This window comes from Sediminibacterium sp. (genome assembly GCF_030695065.1).
Classification (GTDB): Bacteria; Bacteroidota; Bacteroidia; order Chitinophagales; family Chitinophagaceae; genus Sediminibacterium.
This window is the reverse complement of the sequence record NZ_JAUYTR010000016.1, coordinates 357,883-378,269: the sequence shown is the minus strand read 5'-3', so window position 1 is coordinate 378,269 and position 20,387 is coordinate 357,883. Positions and strand designations below refer to the sequence as shown.

General features: G+C 37.2%; 17 protein-coding genes. 11 read left to right on the top strand and 6 right to left on the bottom strand.

All coding sequences use genetic code 11. The annotated features are described in order from the left end of the window. Nucleotides 1-14: 14 nt before the first annotated feature. The 3 genes from Q8S25_RS08545 to Q8S25_RS08535 are packed head-to-tail and all read left to right on the top strand — an operon-like array spanning nucleotide 15 to nucleotide 3,322. The gene (locus Q8S25_RS08545; protein ID WP_305536759.1) at nucleotides 15-1,808 is read left to right on the top strand and encodes a hypothetical protein; all 1,794 of its coding nucleotides are present in this window, start codon (nucleotides 15-17) and stop codon (nucleotides 1,806-1,808) included. Nucleotides 1,809-1,819: 11 nt separating this feature from the next. Beyond that, entirely contained in the window at nucleotides 1,820-2,407 is a 588-nt protein-coding gene (locus Q8S25_RS08540; RefSeq protein ID WP_305536757.1) for a hypothetical protein, read from the top strand. A gap of 15 nt (nucleotides 2,408-2,422) precedes the next feature. Then, nucleotides 2,423-3,322, top strand: coding sequence for a class I SAM-dependent methyltransferase (locus tag Q8S25_RS08535; RefSeq protein WP_305536755.1), 900 nt, complete (start codon nucleotides 2,423-2,425; stop codon nucleotides 3,320-3,322). Here the strand turns inward: Q8S25_RS08535 and Q8S25_RS08530 are convergent. Genes Q8S25_RS08530 through ychF form a run of 3 tightly spaced genes read right to left on the bottom strand, consistent with a single transcriptional unit; the run spans nucleotide 3,319 to nucleotide 6,382 of the window. Continuing rightward, complete coding sequence (locus Q8S25_RS08530) at nucleotides 3,319-4,122, bottom strand: glutaminyl-peptide cyclotransferase (protein ID WP_305536753.1); 804 nt, start codon at nucleotides 4,120-4,122, stop codon at nucleotides 3,319-3,321. The genes Q8S25_RS08535 and Q8S25_RS08530 overlap by 4 nt on opposite strands. A gap of 20 nt (nucleotides 4,123-4,142) precedes the next feature. Continuing rightward, nucleotides 4,143-5,276, bottom strand: a complete 1,134-nt coding sequence (locus Q8S25_RS08525) for an FAD-binding oxidoreductase (protein ID WP_305536751.1) — start codon at nucleotides 5,274-5,276, stop codon at nucleotides 4,143-4,145. Between the two features lie 2 nt (nucleotides 5,277-5,278). Further along, nucleotides 5,279-6,382, bottom strand: coding sequence for a redox-regulated ATPase YchF (gene ychF / locus Q8S25_RS08520; protein ID WP_305536749.1), 1,104 nt, complete (start codon nucleotides 6,380-6,382; stop codon nucleotides 5,279-5,281). A gap of 59 nt (nucleotides 6,383-6,441) precedes the next feature. Between ychF and Q8S25_RS08515 the strand changes: the two genes are divergently transcribed. Continuing rightward, nucleotides 6,442-7,701 (top strand): nucleoside recognition domain-containing protein, encoded by a 1,260-nt coding sequence (locus Q8S25_RS08515; protein ID WP_305536747.1) that lies wholly within the window; start codon nucleotides 6,442-6,444, stop codon nucleotides 7,699-7,701. A 6-nt stretch (nucleotides 7,702-7,707) separates the two neighbouring features. On the opposite strand, the gene Q8S25_RS08510 is transcribed toward Q8S25_RS08515, so the two are convergent. Then, nucleotides 7,708-8,118, bottom strand: coding sequence for an EVE domain-containing protein (locus tag Q8S25_RS08510; RefSeq protein WP_305536745.1), 411 nt, complete (start codon nucleotides 8,116-8,118; stop codon nucleotides 7,708-7,710). After that, nucleotides 8,115-9,410: a saccharopine dehydrogenase C-terminal domain-containing protein gene (locus tag Q8S25_RS08505; protein ID WP_305536743.1), complete on the bottom strand. Its 1,296-nt coding sequence runs from the start codon at nucleotides 9,408-9,410 to the stop codon at nucleotides 8,115-8,117. Before Q8S25_RS08505 ends, Q8S25_RS08510 begins: the two co-directional genes overlap by 4 nt. 211 nt (nucleotides 9,411-9,621) lie before the next feature. Here Q8S25_RS08505 and gyrA point away from each other — a divergent pair, with 211 nt between their 5' ends. The 6 genes from gyrA (at nucleotide 9,622) to Q8S25_RS08475 (ending at nucleotide 17,716) form a co-directional block, all read left to right on the top strand. Further along, complete coding sequence (gene gyrA, locus Q8S25_RS08500; RefSeq protein ID WP_305536741.1) at nucleotides 9,622-12,309, top strand: DNA gyrase subunit A; 2,688 nt, start codon at nucleotides 9,622-9,624, stop codon at nucleotides 12,307-12,309. 22 nt (nucleotides 12,310-12,331) lie between these two features. Beyond that, complete coding sequence (locus Q8S25_RS08495; protein WP_305536739.1) at nucleotides 12,332-13,699, top strand: hypothetical protein; 1,368 nt, start codon at nucleotides 12,332-12,334, stop codon at nucleotides 13,697-13,699. A gap of 3 nt (nucleotides 13,700-13,702) precedes the next feature. Continuing rightward, nucleotides 13,703-14,857: a PQQ-dependent sugar dehydrogenase gene (locus tag Q8S25_RS08490; protein WP_305536737.1), complete on the top strand. Its 1,155-nt coding sequence runs from the start codon at nucleotides 13,703-13,705 to the stop codon at nucleotides 14,855-14,857. 390 nt (nucleotides 14,858-15,247) lie between these two features. After that, on the top strand, nucleotides 15,248-15,775 hold the full coding sequence (locus Q8S25_RS08485) for a hypothetical protein (RefSeq protein ID WP_305536735.1): 528 nt from the start codon (nucleotides 15,248-15,250) through the stop codon (nucleotides 15,773-15,775). A 207-nt stretch (nucleotides 15,776-15,982) separates the two neighbouring features. Next, nucleotides 15,983-16,996, top strand: coding sequence for an isoaspartyl peptidase/L-asparaginase family protein (locus tag Q8S25_RS08480; protein WP_305536733.1), 1,014 nt, complete (start codon nucleotides 15,983-15,985; stop codon nucleotides 16,994-16,996). Between the two features lie 3 nt (nucleotides 16,997-16,999). After that, nucleotides 17,000-17,716, top strand: a complete 717-nt coding sequence (locus Q8S25_RS08475; RefSeq protein ID WP_305536732.1) for a copper homeostasis protein CutC — start codon at nucleotides 17,000-17,002, stop codon at nucleotides 17,714-17,716. A 30-nt stretch (nucleotides 17,717-17,746) separates the two neighbouring features. On the opposite strand, the gene serA is transcribed toward Q8S25_RS08475, so the two are convergent. Next, entirely contained in the window at nucleotides 17,747-18,985 is a 1,239-nt protein-coding gene (gene serA, locus Q8S25_RS08470; RefSeq protein WP_305536731.1) for a phosphoglycerate dehydrogenase, read from the bottom strand. A gap of 122 nt (nucleotides 18,986-19,107) precedes the next feature. On the opposite strand from serA, the gene Q8S25_RS08465 reads away from it, so the two are divergent. After that, the gene (locus Q8S25_RS08465) at nucleotides 19,108-20,310 is read left to right on the top strand and encodes a serine hydrolase (protein ID WP_305536729.1); all 1,203 of its coding nucleotides are present in this window, start codon (nucleotides 19,108-19,110) and stop codon (nucleotides 20,308-20,310) included. Nucleotides 20,311-20,387 lie beyond the last annotated feature (77 nt).

Below are 20,387 nucleotides of genomic sequence, written 5' to 3'. Positions count from 1 at the left end.
AAATAACAAGAAACATGAAAACGAAAATTGCACTTTTTATATTATTGTTATTGATAGGGTTTAGTTTGGATACTTTTGCGCAACAACGAAAGAGTAAAAAGAAAAAAGCCAAACAATCAAAGGTTGTTAAAAAGAAAGCGAGTATTAAAAAATTAAAAACCAAACAAACTGCAACAGCTAGTGTAAAAGCAAAAGGGGAAAGTTTGTCGGTAGCTTATTCTGTTTCAGATAAAACCAATTCAGATACTGGATCTACTAGAACAGTCATCATCACTTCTGCTTTTAAGCCATCTTTGCAAAATGCTGCAAAAATAAATTTCACAGCAGCAACTGCTGTTGCAGATTCTTCTAGATTGCCATTAACTTATAAAGTACCGTCTTCTAATTTATTTTTCTCTTATCAGCCCATTCCACTCAAACCCTTGGCGCTTCCAACAGATTCGCCGGCCGTTTGGAAGAATACACATCGTGTTAAAGCGGGAGCCGGTAACCTAAGCTCTTTTTTTGGGGAAGGACGTTTTTCTTTTGGCGACGGAAAAAAAATGATTACCCAAATTCAAACTAGTTTTGTAAGGTCTAAAGGAAAATTGTATGCACAACAGTACAGTAAATTTGATTTAGATGTATTGTCTGTTATAAATACAACTAATAATTTGGAATGGACTTCTCATGCGCAATTTAACAGTACTACTAGATACCGATATGGATTCATGCCTAATACACTGGTTTATCCCAAAGACGAATTGCAATTGGTATACAATGGGCTGTCTTTAGAAGTTGGAGTGAAGAATAAACAACGCACTCAGTCGGGAATTGATTTTCATCCAATAATTCAATTCAATCGTTTTACCAATACCAATAATGCGGGTGAAAATAATATCATCATTAAAGCCCCTATTGAAAAGTTTTTTGGAAAAATGCTAGGCATCAATATTACTGCTAATGCAGATATGGCTAAATACAGTTCACCAAGTACAATTAGTAGTGCCATCAACAATAATTTGTACAGCATAGACCCTAGCATATTACTTAAAACACCCAACGTAAAATTGAATCTTGGTATAAAACCAACTTGGAACAACGGAGTATTTAACCTTTTACCCAATTTTACGCTTAATTCTAGATTGCCCAATTCCAATTTTTCTGTTGAAGCAGGATTTAAAGGTTCGTTTTATAAAAATAGTTTCCGTTCACTTGCACAGTATAATCCATGGATTGCTTTACCCAATCAACTTAGAAATACCCGATCAATTGAGCAATATATTGGCTTGAATGGGAGTACGAACAACCATTTCTCATTCAATGCACAAGTAGCTTTGATGCAAATGAAAGACCAGCCAATTTTCTTTAACCAATTGGGAGATGGCAAAGCTTTCGATATTGTTTATACCAATATGAATGCCTTAAAACTAAGTGGAGAAATCAATTATACTTTTCAAGAAAAACTTTCTTTATTAGCCAGTGCCAGTTATAGTAATTTCAGTAAACTAGATGCCGCAACGGATGCATTTGGGTTAATTCCATTAGAAACAACTGCAGGCTTAATTTGGAAACCGATAGGAGACTTGCAGGTAAAAGCGGATCTTTTTTATCGTTCTGGTTCTTTATATAGAGATTCATTTTCTTTCACTGCAAGAAGGCTTTCACCCGCGATGGATATGAATTTGGGCTTTGAATTTGGCATTATGCCCAAGTTGAATCTGTGGCTTCAAATGAATAATCTTTTCAACAATACTTACCAGCGTTGGAACCAATACCCTGTTTTTGGTTTTAATGTTATGGGAGGAGTTGTATATTCGTTCCAATAAACGCTAATTGCATGTATCAATACCTTCATAAATACCTTGTGCTCAATCACCGATTGAGTATTCCAGACGTGGGTAATTTTGTGATTGAACCAAATACCGCCAAATTAGATAATGCCAATGGATTTCTTTTTGCACCTGCTCCAGCCATTCGTTTTAAGCAAGAGCAAACACCCCCTTCTGATAAATTTTTGTTTGATTTTATTTCTGAAGAATTGGGGGTAGATCAAATGACTGCCATTAAGCAGTTTCACGACTATGTATATAAAATCAAAACTTCTTTAACTACTCCACAAGGTGCTGTAATACCAGGTATAGGTGCAATGCGAAAAGAAGAAAATGGGTATATATTGTTTACTCCAGAAAAAAATTTATTGGAATTATTGCCTCAGGTAAAAGTGGGTGAAACCATTGAATTTGCTAAAAAGGAAGCGGTTAAAATTAACCACGACGAAGAAAGAAACCTTACTGAGCAAGAAGAGGAAGATATTAGAGAATTGTTAGGACAAGATAGTCAAATTAAAACCAGTGATAACTGGTGGGTGTATGCTGTTATACTATTAATGATTGGTATAGGTGCATTGCTGTTCTATTATGTATAAAGTTTTTGCTAATTTATGTTTACACCTATTCATCATTACCAATGCCCTGCTTGTAATTCCGATAAAGTTGAATATGCAATCACTGCAAAAGACCATACAGTTAGCAAAGAAGATTTTGATATTTGGCATTGTAATCAGTGCAGTGTAAGGTTTACCCAAGACATTCCAAACATTGATCAAATTGGTCCTTATTATCAATCTAATAATTATATTTCTCATTCTAATACCAAGAAAGGTTTAATTAATCAACTCTATCACTTAGTAAGAAATTATACATTAGGTGCAAAAGCAAAGCTGATTAAGAAATACACTGGTCTTTCCAATGGACGATTATTAGATATTGGGGCAGGAGTAGGCGCTTTTGCTGCTACCATGAAAGCCCAAGGCTGGCATACAACTGCTTTGGAGCCCGATTCAAGTGCAAGAGCTGAAGCGAAGAAGCAATATGGGATAGACTTGTTATTACCCAATGAATTGTATTCATTTACTCCGCATAGTTTTGATGTTATTACCATGTGGCATGTATTAGAACATGTGCACGATTTGCAAGGCTATTGGAAACAATTCAATCATATTTTACCAAAAGGGGGTAAGCTAGTGATTGCAGTGCCAAACTATACATCTTCTGATGCTGCACATTATCAATCTATTTGGGCAGCGTATGATGTGCCGAGGCACTTGTATCATTTTTCTCCCGCTTCAATGACTCAGTTGGCAGGCATGCATGGTTTTACGATTGTAGCAAATCAACCAATGTGGTTTGATTCGTTTTATGTTTCTATGTTGAGTGAACAGTATCAATATGGGGCAACACGTTATCTTGCTGCTTTTTGGCAAGGATTAAAATCAAATTTAGCAGCAATTAGGAATCCGAATAAATGCAGTTCTATAATTTATATTCTGCAAAAAAATTAATTCAGTTTCAATTCAAATAAGGCTGGCCAACGTTTTCCTGTTATTAGCAAGTTGCCAGTTGTTGGGTTAAAGGCAATTCCATTTAATACATCGGTATTAGCTACAATGGGTTGGTTACTTTGTTGTAATAAGCCAGTTAGGTTTAATTTACCCACAACTAAACCAGAGCTTGGATCTATTTTTAAAATATAGTCGGTTAAATATTTGTTGGCATAAATAAAACCATTGATCCATTCTAGTTCATTAATACTGTCAACATATCCATTGTTGTCTGATACTCCCAATGTTTTGGTGATTTTAAAAGTAGATGGGTCTACCCAATATAAGTTGCTCCCACCGGTTGATACTAGTAAAGCCTTTCCATCTGTAGTAATACCCCAACCTTCATAAGGCCAATCGAAAACTTTTTCTTGCTTCAACGTTTTGAGATCGTATACATACACTTTATGATCTTCCCAGGTTAGTTGATAAATTTTGTTATTTAAAATGGTAATCCCTTCTCCAAATTCATTGTCGGGTAGTTTAACCGACTTGATTGCTTTTCCTGTTTTAAGATCGGTTAATAATAGTTTACTTTCTGTAAGCAATCCAGTGCCCTCCCACAATTTTCCTTCATACCAAATCAAACCTTGCGTATAGGAAGAAGTATCGTGCGGAAAAATATTCAATACTTGGAATGGAATATTCACAGGCTCTTGAATTGCCTGCAGTTTTTCTTGTTGGGTATTATCTGCTTCTGCATTAGTTTGACAGCTGCTCATAATATAAGACAAGACCAAAAAATAAAATAGCTTTTTCATGGTTGAAATTGAGCCTAAAGTTAATCATTCGCTAGTACCATTGCCGCAACTTTTTCAGCCACAATAGGGGTAAGTGCTACGCCCATTCCATTGCAAGCAATTACAGCTAATACGTTGGGTTCTGCCCAAGTGCAAAGGGGTTCTTTATTGGGAGTAAAGCCCATAATGCCGCTCCAGTATTGTTCTATTTCAATGGGGTGATTCGTATCAATATAGGTAGCCAAAAATTGAGCTAAGTGGTTCCTGATTTTATCTGACCCTGCTAAATTGGTAGTTTGTTCACCTGCAATATCCAAATTACGCGCCCCACCAATTAGTATTCGATTGCCAATATTTCTCCAGTAATAAAACCCTTCATCAAAATGGAAAGTACCTTTTAAAATTAACCCATCAATGGGTTTGGTCAAGAGTATTTGACCTCTTGCAGGAACAATATTCAATTGTGGTAAAAGGGTTTGAGTAAATCCATTCATACAAGCAATTAACTGCTTGGCTTTGATGGTTTGTCCAAACTGGGTAGCTATCTCAATGGATTCGCCAGTTTTAATCCAACCCTTCACTTCTATACCATTAATAATTCGTACGTCCAATGCCAATACTTTATTGGTCAATTCATTTACTAATTTACCGCTGTGAATGCCTGCTTCAAATGAATTGTATACCAAATGATCAAATGCTTTCACCCCATACCGATTCAGCTGTTTGGTAGCATTGCAAAAGGTTTGATGGCTGCCTGTTATGGGTGCTAATAACCCATTTAGATACTGAATATGCCCATCTAAGTTGGCCGCAGTGAAATGATTATTTTGAATGGCTTCAAATCCTCCACAAGCATCGTATTGAATGGCTTCATCCGAAAAATTCGCACGTATTTTTTGGATGCCTTTAAAACGGCTTTCTACAATGGATAGCATGGCAGCAGTACCCATGGTAGTTTCATCACTAATTAATTCGGTTAAACTTCCGAAGCAAGCAAAACCTGCATTGCGGGTAGAAGCACCTAAAGGGGTTGCATTTTTTTCTAGTATGGTTATGGATAGGGAAGGAGCTGCTTTTTTTAATTCATAGGCAGACCAAAGACCCATTAGGCCGGCACCGATGATCACAATATCTGTATCGGCATAAAAACTGTCTTTTTCCCAGAACGATAACATATTTAAACGTTGAATCGGAAGTGCATGATGTCTCCATCTTTCACAAGGTATTCTTTTCCTTCAATGCGCAGTCTACCATTGTCTCTACAAGCCGCTTCACTACCATACTTTACAAAGTCTTCGTAGGCTATTACTTCCGCTTTAATAAATCCTTTTTCAAAATCGGTGTGGATTACACTCGCCGCTTGTGGGGCTTTCCAACCTTTATGGATTGTCCAAGCACGCACTTCTTGCACACCTGCTGTGAAGTAAGTATCTAAGTTCAATAATTTATAGGCAGACTGAATCAATCTATTTAATGCAGGCTCGGTCATTTTATATTCTTCCATGAACATTTGCTTGTCGTCTGCATTGTCCATTTCTGCAATTTGTGCTTCTATATTATTACACATTACAATTACTTGTGCGCCTTCTGCTTCAACTGCTTTTTTTAATTGCTCAGAAAAAGCATTACCTGTATGCATGGATGCTTCGTCTACATTGGCAACGTATAAAACAGGCTTATCGGTTAATAAGAATAAATCGGCTACTGCAGCTTTGTCTTCTTTGCTTAATCCCAAAGAGTGAATACTCTTACCTGCCATTAAATGATTTTGGCAACGCTGTAAAATTTCAAATTCAGCTTTGGCTTTGGTGTCAGAACCTACACGAGCCATTTTCTCTACGCGCTGTAATTTCCTCTCTACGCTTTCTAGATCTTTTAATTGTAATTCGGTTTCAATAATTTCTTTATCGGAAACAGGATTGATGGCCCCTTCTTCGCGCAATACATTTTCGTCTTCAAAACAACGAATCACATGAATTATGGCATCTACTTCTCTAATATTTCCTAAGAATTTGTTACCCAATCCTTCCCCCTTGCTCGCACCTTTAACCAAGCCAGCAATGTCTACAATTTCCATTTGGGTAGGAATCACTTTATTGGGCAAAACCAATTCAGCTAATTTACTTAAGCGCTCATCTGGCACATCCACTAAACCTACATTGGGTTCAATGGTACAGAAACGATAATTACTTGCCTGTGCTTTTGCACTATTACTTACCGCATTAAAAAGCGTTGATTTACCTACATTTGGAAGACCTACTATACCTGCTTGTAAAGCCATTATATTAATTTTGAGGCGCAAAGGTAAGGAATAACCATCATTAGCATTATCTTAGACTTATGGCACTGAATTATGTTTGGATACTCTTTTTTGTTATTGGGTTGGTGATTGCATTAATAAAGCTGATCATCTTTCAAGACTACGAGATTTTCAAGAAAATGGTAGAAGGCATTTTTGATGCCAGCAAGTCTAGCGTAATGGATATTGCCTTGCCATTAACGGGTGTAATGGTGTTTTTTATGGGGTTGATGAATATTGGCGAAAAAGCAGGTGCCATTAATTTTTTGGCCAGACTCCTCAATCCATTTATGAAAAGATTGTTTCCGGGTGTACCCGATAAACACCCAGCCATGGGACAAATGGTCATGAATTTTAGTGCCAATATGTTGGGTTTAGATAATGCAGCTACTCCCTTTGGGTTAAAAGCAATGGAGAGTTTGCAAACTTTGAATCCGCAAAAAGAAACAGCCAGTAATGCACAAATCATGTTCTTGGTTTTGCATACCAGTGGACTTACTTTAATTCCTTTGTCAATTATAGCTTATCGCGCAGGTGCCGGAAGCGTTAACCCCACCAGTGTATTTGTTCCATTAATGTTGGCTACATCGGTAGCAACGGTGGCGAGTATTTTAATTACGGGCATTTATCAACGATTAAAATTTGATCGAATATTGATTGCTTGGTTGGGAACCATTGTTACGGCCATCTTTTTATTTGCTTGGTTTATTCAGCAATTGCCTTCACAAAAAGATATTCCTGTTCCTACTTTATTAACTAAAGAAACATTCAGTAATGTATTAGGCAATATTATTTTGTTCCTGATTATTTGCACATTTATTATTGGCGGTCATATAAAAAAAGTAAATGTATTTGATGCGTTTATTGAAGGTGCTAAACAAGGTTGGGAAGTGATTTTAAAAGTGATTCCGTATTTAGTGGGGATGTTAGTGGGCATACGAGTTTTTAGAGAAAGTGGTGCTTTAGAAGCCATCATTAGCGGCATTACTTGGTGCTTTACTGCAGTTGGCGCAAGTGGTGAATTTGTTCCTGCATTACCTGTTGCCATCATGCGTCCTTTTAGTGGGGGTGGGGCAAGGGGATTGATGCTAGATATTTTTAAAACACATGGACCAGATAGTTTTATAGGGCAGTTGGCCAGTACTTTTCAAGGAAGTGCAGACACTACTTTTTACATTATTGCCCTCTACTTTGGAAGTGTTGGAATTAAGAAAGTTCGTTACGCAATTTGGGCCGGCATGCTGGCCGACTTAATTGGCGTGATTGCTGCAATTGGAATTGCATATATTTTCTTCAAATAAAGGGGGTTATTTGGTTTCAGCCAATTCCAAAATGATTACCCATTCTTCTGGAGTCACCGGTTGTACAGACAATCTTTGGGCTTTTACCAATGCCATTTTTTCTAATCGAATGTCTGCTTTAACCGTAGCTAAGCTCACGGGCTTTTTTAATTTTTTTACTGGTTTAAAATTGACCACCAACCAAGCGGTATCATCCGTGGTAGGATCTTGATAAGACTCTTTGGTTACTTTGGCAATGCCCACAATTTCCATTCCTTCGTTGCTATGGTACCAAAAAGCCAAGTCGCCTTTTTTCATAGCCCTTAAATTATTGCGCGCCTGGTAATTTCTTACTCCATCCCAAAATGTTTCTTTGTCGCTTACAAACTGATCCCAACTGTATTTAAAAGGCTCCGATTTAATTAACCAATAATTCATTGTAATTCCATTTTTGTTTCTTCAAAGGCAATACCTTCTTTTGTTAATTCTGCTAAAACTGGTTCGTAGATTTCTTTAATTATTGGTATATGTAACCCTTTAATGGCAATTTTGTTCTCTAAAATTAAGACAGCTGCAATCCCCAAAGGTAAACCAACGGTTTTTGCCATTGCTGTATGCAACTCATCGTCGCCCTTCACTACCAAAGTACTTTGGAGTGCATAATTTTTATTGTTCATTGAATATTCAAATTCGTGTAACATCACAATAAGGTCTTTATCGCCTATTTGTAATTTCCATTTTGCTTCGAGTATTTCTTGCAGAATTTGCGCTGTCGTTAGTGTTCCTTTGTTGATAGGGGTGGAATCATTCAGTCCTAAAAAATTGAATTGCTCCATTAATTCAGGGGTGTTCAATTCCACTTGGTATTTATTCAAATGAGTATGAAAAAATTGGGCATAGCTTAACCCATTGGTGTCTACCATTTCATCGTCATTGGTTAATTGTGCTTGTACCATTTTCTCCCATCCCAAACAAAAAGCAGCATAACGCAAAGTGGTTCTAATAAAAGTTTGTGCTGTTTCTAATTTGTATAAAGGAATATAAGAAAGGGAATCTCTATTGGGATAATAGGCCAAATTGCCTACTTGCGGTATGTTTAGTTGCGCACAGTTGTCAAATATTTGTTCATAAGGCTTAGTTACTACTTCTCCTTCATGTTGGTAAATAGCACCTGCTTTTCCAGCAGTAACAATATTTCGAGGGTTCCAACTGATTTTATAATGCCATGGATTGTTGTCTGACTCGGGCGCAATTAATCCCCCGCAATGCGATTTAAAGGAGCTTATTTGCCCTCCATTTGAATGGATGTTATGAATGATTTGCATAGCACTCATATGGTCAATACCTGGGTCTAAACCCATTTCTCCTATGAACAATAATCCTGCTTCATTAATGTCTTTCTCTAAACTTTTAATTTGACTGTCTAAATAAGAAGCAGTCAGTAAATTTTTTTTCAATAATACACAATCCTTTGCCACTAAAAAATGCAAGCCTGGTGGCAATAGCGAAATAACGATATCGGCGGCTTTAATCAACCCCTGCCTGGCTGCTTCATCTTCAATTGAAAGGGCAGCAGCACGCAAATTGGAATGCCCTTTTATTTTATTGTTTACCGTATTTAAGTCTTGGTCTGCAACTGTGCAAATCCAATTTTTTTGGGCAGTAATACTCCCTAAATACTTTATTAAAACAGTAGCAGATTTGCCCGCACCAAAAACTAAAATTTGCATAAAGAATTACTTAAAAAAAATAAAGATAGAACAATTGGCGTCTACCAATGAAAATCAAGCGTTTAGATAGGGTGTAAACTGTGGATAAAACCGGTAAAAAAACAGTGTTTTTTGGCCTTTTTAACCCCTAAAAAAGCTATCTTCGCAAACCTTCATTCAGGAGGCTATTTTTCCCCCTGAAAATGAATTAAAAGTAGAACCAGCAAGATACATGGAAGAGAACTTAATACCAGAACAAACCAACGATAACGACCGAATTATACAGGTCAATATTGAAGAGCAAATGAAGACCGCTTACATTGACTATTCAATGTCGGTTATTGTGGGTCGTGCATTACCAGATGTGAGGGACGGGTTTAAGCCTGTACACCGTAGGGTTTTATACGCAATGAATGAGTTGGGGAATAACAGCAATAAGCCTTTTAAGAAATCTGCCCGTATTGTGGGGGAAGTAATGGGTAAGTATCACCCCCACGGTGATAGTGCTATTTATGATACATTGGTGAGGATGGCCCAAGAGTGGACCATGCGTTATACATTGGTAGATCGTCAAGGTAACTTTGGTAACCAAGATGGAGATCCACCGGCTGCTATGCGTTATACCGAAGCAAGATTGCAAAAGATTGCTGAAGCCATGTTAGATGATATTGAAAAGGAAACAGTAGACTTTCAATTGAATTTTGACGATTCATTAGAAGAGCCCACTGTTTTACCTGCAAGAATTCCTCAGTTATTGGTAAATGGTTCTTCTGGAATTGCCGTAGGTATGGCCACCAATATGATGCCGCATAACTTGAGCGAAGTAATTGATGGCTGTGTGGCTTATGTAGACAATAGAGATATTACTATTGAAGAGTTAATGAATTATGTGAAAGCGCCTGATTTTCCAACCGGTGGGGTGATTTATGGTATGGAAGGCGTTAGGCAAGCATTAATGACCGGTAGGGGTAGGGTTGTGGTAAGAGGGAGATGCAATGTGGAAACCAAACCCAATGGCAGAGAAATGATTGTTATTACCGAAGTACCTTATCAGGTAAGTCGTGATACTTTAACGGATCGAATTGGACAATTGGCCATCAATAAAATTGTTGATGGAATATCCGATGTGGGTAACCAAAGTAATAAAGATGGTACTCGTATTGTGGTTGAATTAAAGAAAGATGCGGTTGCACAAGTGGTCATTAATCAATTGTACAAGCATACAGAATTACAAACCAGTTATGGTATCAATAATGTGGCGTTAAGCAAAGGACGTCCGGGCATTATGAACTTGCACGATCTAATTAAAGCTTTCATTGAATTTAGAATGGAAGTGGTGATTAGAAGAGCCAAATTTGAACTAAGAAAAGCGGAGGAGCGTGCGCATGTATTAGAAGGTTATTTAAAAGCATTGGACCATTTAGATGAAGTGATTCGTTTGATACGTGCAAGTAGAACTCCTGATGAAGCGAAGGAAGCATTGATGACCAAGAGTAGCCAAGAAAAATGGTACTTGAATTCTGCTATGTTCTCTGATCTTACAGATGAGTTGTACAAACAAGCAGAAGGGTTGTCTGAAATTCAAGCGAAAGCCATACTAGAATTGCGTTTACAGCGATTAACTGGAATGGAACGCGATAAAATTATTGAAGAGTTCAATGGTTTAATTGCAACCATTAGAGACTTGAAAGCGCTATTGGCCAATGAAGATTTACGCTTTGCTTTAATTAGAAAAGAGTTACTAGAAGTAAAAGATAAATTTGGTGATGCACGTAAGAGTGAAATTCAATACTTGGCCGATGAAATGCGTATTGAAGACTTAATTGAAGACGAAGATGTAGTAATTACTATTTCACATTTAGGATACATTAAGCGTACTTCTGCAACTGAATACCGTCAACAAAAAAGAGGCGGTAGAGGTGCAGTAGGATCAAAAACCCGAGAAGAGGATTTTGTAGAACATTTATTTGTTGCCTCTACCCATGATACCATTTTATTCTTTACAGAAAAGGGTAGGTGTTATTGGATGCGGGTGTATGAAATACCAGAAGGAGAGAAGCAAAGCAAAGGAAGAGCCATACAGAATTTGATTCAATTACCTGGTGACGATAAAGTGAAAGCAATTATTAATGTTAAAAATATTGCAGACACTGATTTTGTTCAAAATCACTATATCGTGCTTTGTACTAAGCAAGGTATTATTAAGAAAACTTCTTTAGAAGATTTCAGTAGACCTAGGGCCAATGGGGTGAATGCAATTACCATTGTGGAAGGAGATGAATTATTAGAAGCTAGATTAACCAATGGTTCTAGCGAAATTATGTTGGCGGTGAAAAGCGGACGTGCTATTCGATTCCCTGAAACAAAAGTTCGATCAACTGGAAGAGGTGCTATTGGGGTTGCAGGTATTGAAGTAGATGATGCTACCGATGAAGTGGTTGGCATGATTTGTGTAAATAAGGACGATACTGAAAGAACCATATTGGTGGTAAGTGAAAAAGGATACGGTAAAAGAACAGCCATTGAAGATTATCGCATTACCAATAGAGGAGGTAAAGGTGTTAAAACCATTAACGTAACTGAGAAAACAGGAAGTTTGGTTGGCATACTTTATGTAAAAGAGGTGGAAGACTTAATTATTACTTGTAAATCGGGCATTACCATTAGAACAGGTATTGTAGATATTAGAGAAGCAGGACGAGCCACACAAGGTGTTAAATTGATTCGCTTAGATGAAGGCGATGAAATTGCAGCCATTTCTCAAATTGAAGAGCAAGTAGTAGAAGAAGTAATAGCTGAAGAGGGTGAAGGCGAAGCTAACGTGTTAGATGAAGAGCAAACTGATGGAACCACAGAGGCAGGTGAATCAACCAATGATGCCGATTTAAATACGACTAATAACGAAGAACCAATTATTTAAGTACACGACTAAAAACAACCATATGAAGTATTTTTTCTCCTTGTTGTTAAGCTTTGCAATTTTTTCAATTGCAACTGCACAGGATTTCAAGAAAGTTGAAACCAATGTTTATTTAAAAAAGTTTGAAGAGGCTAAAACTGAAATTGATAAAGCCATGGCCGATCCAAAAAATCAAGGAAAGGCTGAAGGGTATTATTGGAAGTCTAGAATTTATGCTGCTTTATTTCAAAATGAAGCAACAAGAGCCAAGTATCCAACTGCAGTAGAAGATGCACATGCTGCGTTTCAAAAATATGCCGAAATGGAACCAGCATTGGCTAAAGTGAAAGAGAAAGGAGCAGATGGATATTTTGATATGTATGCCACTTCATTTGGTGTAGGTATCAATAGTTTTAAAGAGAAGAAATACGATGCCGCTTCTAAGGAATTTGAGAAAGCAGTTATTTATAGTGATTATATTTTCCAGAACAAATGGGCAAGTTCTCAGCAACCATTTGATACTACTTCCATTTTATATTGTGCGTATTCTTTTCAGAATGCACAAAAGCCTGATGATGCGGTTAAATACTATACTCGCCTAGCCGATAGTAGAGTAACAGGAGAGGGCTTTGCCGATATTTATAAATACTTAGTTGATTACAACACTAAGAAAAAGAATAAAGAAGGCTTTGAAAAATACATGGCATTGGGTAAAGAAGTGTATCCAAAAGAAAACTGGGAAGATTTTGAAATTGAATACATAGACCAGAACTATGATTTAGCAGGTAAAACAGCATTGTATGATGAAATGGATGCTGCTGGTACTTTAACTGAAACAAAATATTTACAGTTTGGCGACGTATTTGTTTCAGTAAGAAATGATGATGGGGTAGATAGTGCAACCATCGACAAGTACAATCGCAAGGCAATAGATGCATTCAAAAAAGCTTATGGCAAAAACAACAACAATGCCATTGCTGCTTTTAACGTAGGTGTTACTTATTATAACTTCTTCAATTTAGAAGATGATAAGTATGCTGCTAATATTAAAAAATTGCAAGAGATTAATGCCAACAAACCAGTAATAAAAGATCCAAAGAAAAAAGTAGCTGCTGATGCAGAGCACAAAGCGAAAGTAGATGCTATTAAAAATGAAAATGCTGCCATAGAAAAAATTTCTATGGATAATGTAGATATAGCTGTTGAATGGCTAACCAAATCTTTTACTATTCTAAAAGATAAGACTCCACGCACTAATACAGAGCGTAGTGTTGTAAATAAGTCAGTAGATTTTATTGCCAATATTTATTATTATAAAATGGGCCGTGTAAGAGGCAAGGATGCAAAATTATTTGATGCATACGAAGCCAAATACAAAGAGTTCGATGCATTGCACTCAACTTTCAAATAGTATATGATTAATCGTACCCTAATAATTTCTTTAGCATTTGCAAGTATCTTGGCTTGTTCTACTAGTAAAAAAGAGGGAACAGTAGAAGATACTTCGCAAATGACTACGGAGCCCACCGTTAAAACGGAACAGTTAATTACTGGATACGAAGTAATCTGGGGTATGGATTTTTTACCCAATGGTGATTTACTATTCACTGAAAAGAAAGGGAAGTTGCATCGTAAAAGTGGCGATAAAATCACCGAAATAACTGGTCTTCCTACTATTAATACCAGCGGTCAGGGAGGTTTATTAGACGTTCGTGTATCACCTCAATTCAATAACAATGGATGGGTGTTTATTAGCTATGCAGGAAATTATCCTGGCGGTGGTGGAAGTTATCATTTGATGCGATTTAAATTGGTGAACGATCAAATTACCGAGCCTAAAATATTATTGACTTCCAATTCGGCCAATACCATGACCGGCCATTATGGAAGTAGAATAGATTTTGATGAAGCTGGGAATCTTTTAGTAAGTATTGGTGAAGGAGGCGCTACCAGTTATGGAGGAGCCAATTCACCTAATAAAAATGCACAAGACGTAAATAGTACTTGGGGTAAAGTGCATCGCATCACCCAAGATGGTGGCATACCTGCAGGGAACCCAATATTACCGGGCAATACAGCGCCAACCACCGTTTACAGTTACGGACACCGTAATCCACAAGGACTGGTATATAATCCATTCACCAAAGAAATTTGGGAAGCCGAACATGGACCCAAAGGTGGAGATGAAGTAAACATTATTAAAGCAGGAAACAACTACGGATGGCCCTTAGTTTCATACGGTGTTAACTACGACGACAAACCTGTATCTGCAAGTCCAACCATGGCGGGCGTTACAGACCCCGTTCACAAATGGATACCATCCATAGGAGCTTGCGGAATGGCGTTTATCACAGACAAAAAATTCAAAAGCTGGACCGGCAATTTATTAGTCGGTGGCTTAGCACTGCAATATTTAGCACGCCTTGAAATTAAGGACAATAAAGTGATCAAAGAACACAAACTGCTTGATAAAGTAGGCCGCATTCGTCATGTACGCCAAGCACCCGATGGTTCTATTTATGTTTCAATTGAAGGGCCGGGTAGGATAGTACGATTGGTTCCTGAGTAAATTCATTTATAAATTATTTATATAAGGCTATTCAATTGAGTAGCCTTTTTCTTCCCATTCTGTTGTGCGCTATTTAACATAAAAGTTAGTTATAAGTGTTTTCAATTTCCTTGGCGTCGGTATGTTGCGAATTTAATCGTAATAAGTGAAACGCATTAGAGGCTTTAAATTCGCAACATACCGACGCCCAAACGTGAACGAAGTGAACTCACTAGGAAATTATTGAAAACAATTATAACTCAATATTATGTTACTTAGGTAGCGTTGTGTAGGGGAAGGCGTAAGTTTAGCGAAGCGGTACGCCGCCCCGTTGCGGGAAGAATGGGAAGAAAAAAATAAGGGGAGGCGAGGGAAACGAGCAGTTTTAGTATATTGTAGGAAAATAAAAAAATGCTTGAATTAACCAAAAAAACCGCATTTGACTTAGATGCTCTTTTGACCGAATTGGTTAAAACAAAGGGGAATCCGTACACTGGCTCCATAATACTAGAAAAGTTTTGTAAAGAAAATGAAAAATACAACGAGTCAGACTTTGAGTACCTAAGAAAACTATTGTTCTTAGCAATGGTTGAACAAAAGAGAGAAGCTATTCCTGATTTAATTGGCGGGACAAGAAGTATTCAATTGTTTAGCAGCGGAGAACCTGCTAAAGATTTCTTGAATAACGGTGGTTTTTCTAAGATTATTAAATCAAGAGAGGATGCAAAAAAGAAGCAAAATAAAATGTATTGGGTGACTAATATTTTAGTTATTATTTCAATAATATTGCCGATAGCGTACCAATATTGCTCTATAAAGAAAGACGAAGTAAAACAAGCAAAAAGCATATTAAAACCAACGGCACAGCCATCACAAATGGGTTACTCCAAAATTCATAGCCCCAAAAATCCTCATACAGATTCTTCATCAAAGAAATAAACGAAGCGTTGCCTTTTTTCTTCCCATTCTGTTGTGCGCTATTTAACATAATATTAATTATAAGAAGTATTATGTTCAGTAAATTAGCTGATTGTCAATTGATTAGATTACGGGTTGGCTTACAGATGGATAATTTGGTTGTCAATTCTTGGGATAAGAATAAAACAATGCCTACATTTAAAAACGCTAAACTTAAATGCATAATTCATGTTCTCTAGAAGAAAATTTTTACAAGTTGGAAGCCTTGGTGTTGGTAGTTTTTCTTTGGCTGGTTTCGCCCCAAAATATGCTGGAAAAAAGCCAATCGTTTTGTCTACTTGGGACGCTGGTATTAGGGCCAATAAAGCTGCTTGGGATATTTTAAAAAAGAATGGTCGCGCATTGGATGCTGTTGAGCAAGGCGTAATGGTCACAGAAAATGAACAGAACTGTTGTGTGGGTTTAGGTGCCAATCCAGACAGAGACGGTTATGTAACGCTGGATGCATCTATCATGGATGAATTTGCCAATTGTGGCAGTGTAGCCTGTTTAGAAAGAATTAAACATCCCATTTCTGTTGCACGTAAAGTGATGGAAAACACCCCACATGTAATGTTGGTGGGTCAAGGTGCGCAGCAATTTGCGCTTTCTCAAGGGTTTACCTTAGAAAAAGAAGGTTTGTCTGAAGGTGCAGAACGTGAATACAAAAAATGGTTACAAAAAAGCGAATACAAGCCCAGTATCAATAGAGAAAACAAGGAAAATCAAATTGCAGCAGCTCCTGCCCGATTATCTGACGGTTCTTGGAACCACGACACCATCGGAATGATTGCTTTAGATGCAAATGGTAATTTAAGTGGTAGCTGTACTACCAGCGGTATGGGTTTTAAAATGCGAGGTCGTGTGGGTGATTCGCCCATCATTGGAGCAGGTTTATTTGTAGACAATGAAGTGGGTGCAGTTGTTGCTACGGGTCAAGGCGAAGATATTATTCGCATGGGTGGTGCGCACACTGTGATGGAATTTATTCGCCAAGGATTATCCCCTGAAATGGCTTGTAAAAAAGCCATTGAACGATTGCTCAAAATTAAAGGCAGCAAGGCTAAAGAAATTCAAGCATGCATGATTGCCATTAATAAGCAAGGTGTGTATGGCGGATATGCATTACAAAAAGGATTTAATTATGCCGTTTGTTATGCAGACGATAAAAATATTTTAGTAGACAGTAAATTTTTGATTTAAGCCATGCTTTTAGAAATATGTGTGTTTAATACTGCAACAGCCATTGCCGCAGAAAATGCTGGTGCCGATAGAATTGAATTGTGTGAAAATTATGCCAATGGTGGAACTACCCCGTCTTATGGTTATTTAAAAACGGTAAGAGAAAAAATTGGAATTCCTGTATTCCCAATGATACGGCCGCGCGGCGGAGATTACTTTCATACCAAAGACGAAATAGACATTATTTTAAAAGATATTTTGCTTTGTAAAGAATTGCAGTTTGATGGTGTGGTATTTGGTCTATTAAATCAAGATGGAAGCATTGATCAAGAAAATACGGCAAGATTAGTAGAAGCTGCTTATCCATTAGACGTAACATTTCATAGAGCATTTGATCGTTGTAAAAATCCTTTGAATGCCCTTGAAACCCTTGTCCAATGCGGATGTACGCGAGTATTAACTAGTGGTCAGCACTTAAAAGTAACCGATGGTCTAGACTTGGTGAAAACCTTGGTTGAACAAGCCAATGATCGAATCATTATTATACCAGGCAGTGGATTAAACAGCAGTAATGTGCAACATATTATTGACACTGCAGGTGTGAATGAAGTGCATACTTCTGCAAGAATAAGAATACCGAGTGCTACTGCATTTCGTAATCCCCTAATGCCAGAAGATTTTGATATTGATTTTGTAGATGTAGATGAAATAAAAAAAATAAAGTCCATCATAAACAAATGATGAACTTTATACAATTGAGATAAAAATGTTTTAATAGAGCATCCTAACTTTAATAGTAGACTTTACAGCCTTCAATAATTCAATGGCTGTTTTAGATAATTTCTTTTCAATATCAAGTACTACGTAACCAATGTCTTCATTGGTTTTGAGGTACTGCCCCACAATATTTATTTTGTTTTTTGACAATGCAGTATTGATGGCACTTAATACACCTGGAACGTTGTGGTGTACGTGTAAAATTCGGTGGGTTCCTTCTATTGGTGGTAATCCAATTGCAGGCACTGTATGTGAGCCATTGGTAATCCCTCGCTCTAAATATTGAAATAATTTGATGCTTACATCTTCCCCAATATTTTGTTGTGCTTCTTCGGTAGAACCCCCAATATGCGGGGTTAATAATACATTTTTTAATCCCTGCATAGGGCTTTCAAAATGATCTCCATTTTTTTCTGGTTCCCATGGAAATACATCTATGGCAGCGCCACTAAGTTGTTTTTCTTCTAATGCCGTAGCCAACGCTTTTAAGTCTACTACTTCTCCCCTTGCGTAGTTAATTAAAATGGCACCTGGCTTCATTTGTTTGATGGCATTTTTATTAATCAATAACTTGGTTTGCGGTGTTTCTGGAACATGTAATGAAACAATATCAGCATTGTTCAATACTTCCTTCATGTTTTTTGCAGCAGTTGCATTACCCAAGGGTAGTTTGGTTTCGGTATCGTAAAACAATACTTTCATACCCAATGCTTCCGCTAATACACTTACTTGAGAACCAATATTTCCATAACCAATTAAACCAAGTGTTTTACCCCTTAATTCATAACTTCCTTTGGCTTCTTTCATCCAAATGCCCTGATGTGCTGCTATATTTTTGTCGGGGATTCTTCTAATCAACATAACACTTGCACCTATTACGAGTTCTGCTACACTTCTAGTATTGCTATAAGGGGCGTTAAAAACTGCCACTCCTTTTTGTGTTGCCGCTTTTAGATCTACCTGGTTCACTCCAATACAAAAACAGCCAATGGCTTGCAATTTGGTTGCAGCGTCTAATACTTTTTTGGTGATTAGTGTTTTTGATCGGATGCCTATTAGGTGAACATCTTTAATTTCTTTAATTAATTCTTCTTCACTTAATGCGCCACTTAATTTTCGAATATTCGTATAACCGTTTTGCTTAAACTGTTGAACGGCTTTTTCACTAATATTCTCTAAAAACAGAATATTAATTCGTTCTTTAGGATAGCTGGTGCTTGCTTGCTTGCTCATAAATGCAAAATAATGTTATCTATTCTTATACCATGTGCATAGTTTTCCACGTTGGTAGTATAAGAAGCCACCATGGCTATCTTTGTAATAATTCTAACCCTCTATATTAAATGTTGAGATTGATGATACTTTCTGTAATCCCTTTTTTAATGATGGCTTGTAGTGGTTCCCCCGCCCCTACTGATACTATTAACGAAGGGAAGCCATTGGTGTATGCTGGTTTAAAATCGAGTGAAAAAGATATATATATAAATGCAATTAAGCCTATTTATGAAAAGCAGTTGTTGAAAACTGGCTTTAATGGGGCTATTTTAATAGCCAAAAACGGGGAAGTTGTTTTTGAAGACTATCAAGGAATGATTAATTTTTCTACAAAAGATCCCATTACCCCCTCTTCTACTTTTCATGTAGCTTCTATTAGTAAAACCTTTACTGCCATGACTATTTTAAGGTTGATGGAGCAAGGCCGCCTTTCAATAACAGACCCTGTAGAGCAATACTTACCCGCTTTTCCTTACAAAGGGATAACGTTAGAATTATTAATGTCTCATCGTTCTGGTTTACCTAAATACGACCAATTAATGGCGGGTACTAGGTCTTATGTAACCAGAAGAAAAAACAAAAGGGGTAAATGGGTTAAACAAACAGTGTATGTGAAAGACCCTATAAGCGTAACAGGCTTAAGTAGCAATTATGACGTTTTGAAATTTTTGGCTGGAACCCGCCCTGCAATTGAGTCTCAGCCCAATAGAAGATACAGTTATAACAATACCAATTTTGCATTATTGGCCTTGGTGATCGAAAAAATTACGGGTCAAACTTATCCGCAATACATGAAAGACAGCGTTTTTACTCCCCTTGGGATGAAAGACACTTATGTGTTTAGTTTGAAGGACACAGCCAATTATATACCCTCTTATACCCCTAGTAAAAAAGCATATCCATTAGAAAAACTGGATTGTATTTATGGGGATAAAAATGTATACAGCACCGTTAGAGATTTACTTCAATGGGACAAAGCTTTGTATCAAGGCAAATTTGTAAGTATGCAGTCTCAACAATTGGCATATGAGCCTTTAAGCAATGAAACCAGGGGTAAAAAGAATTATGGTTTAGGCTGGCATTTATATGTAGACCCGCCCAATCCTACAGTAGTTTACCACAATGGCTGGTGGCATGGTAACAATGCCGTATTTAGAAGGCTTTTAAGTGATACCGCAACCATCATTATTCTCGGAAATAAATTTAACAGCAATATTTGGCAGGCGGGTAAGCTGAGCACCGTTTTCACAGATATTGAGCTGCCAGAGATGGATGCAGAATAATAATTATCCCTATACAACGTTTATTGAAGCACCAAAGGGCTAGAACCCTTATTTTTGCCAACCTTAAACAATTTAAC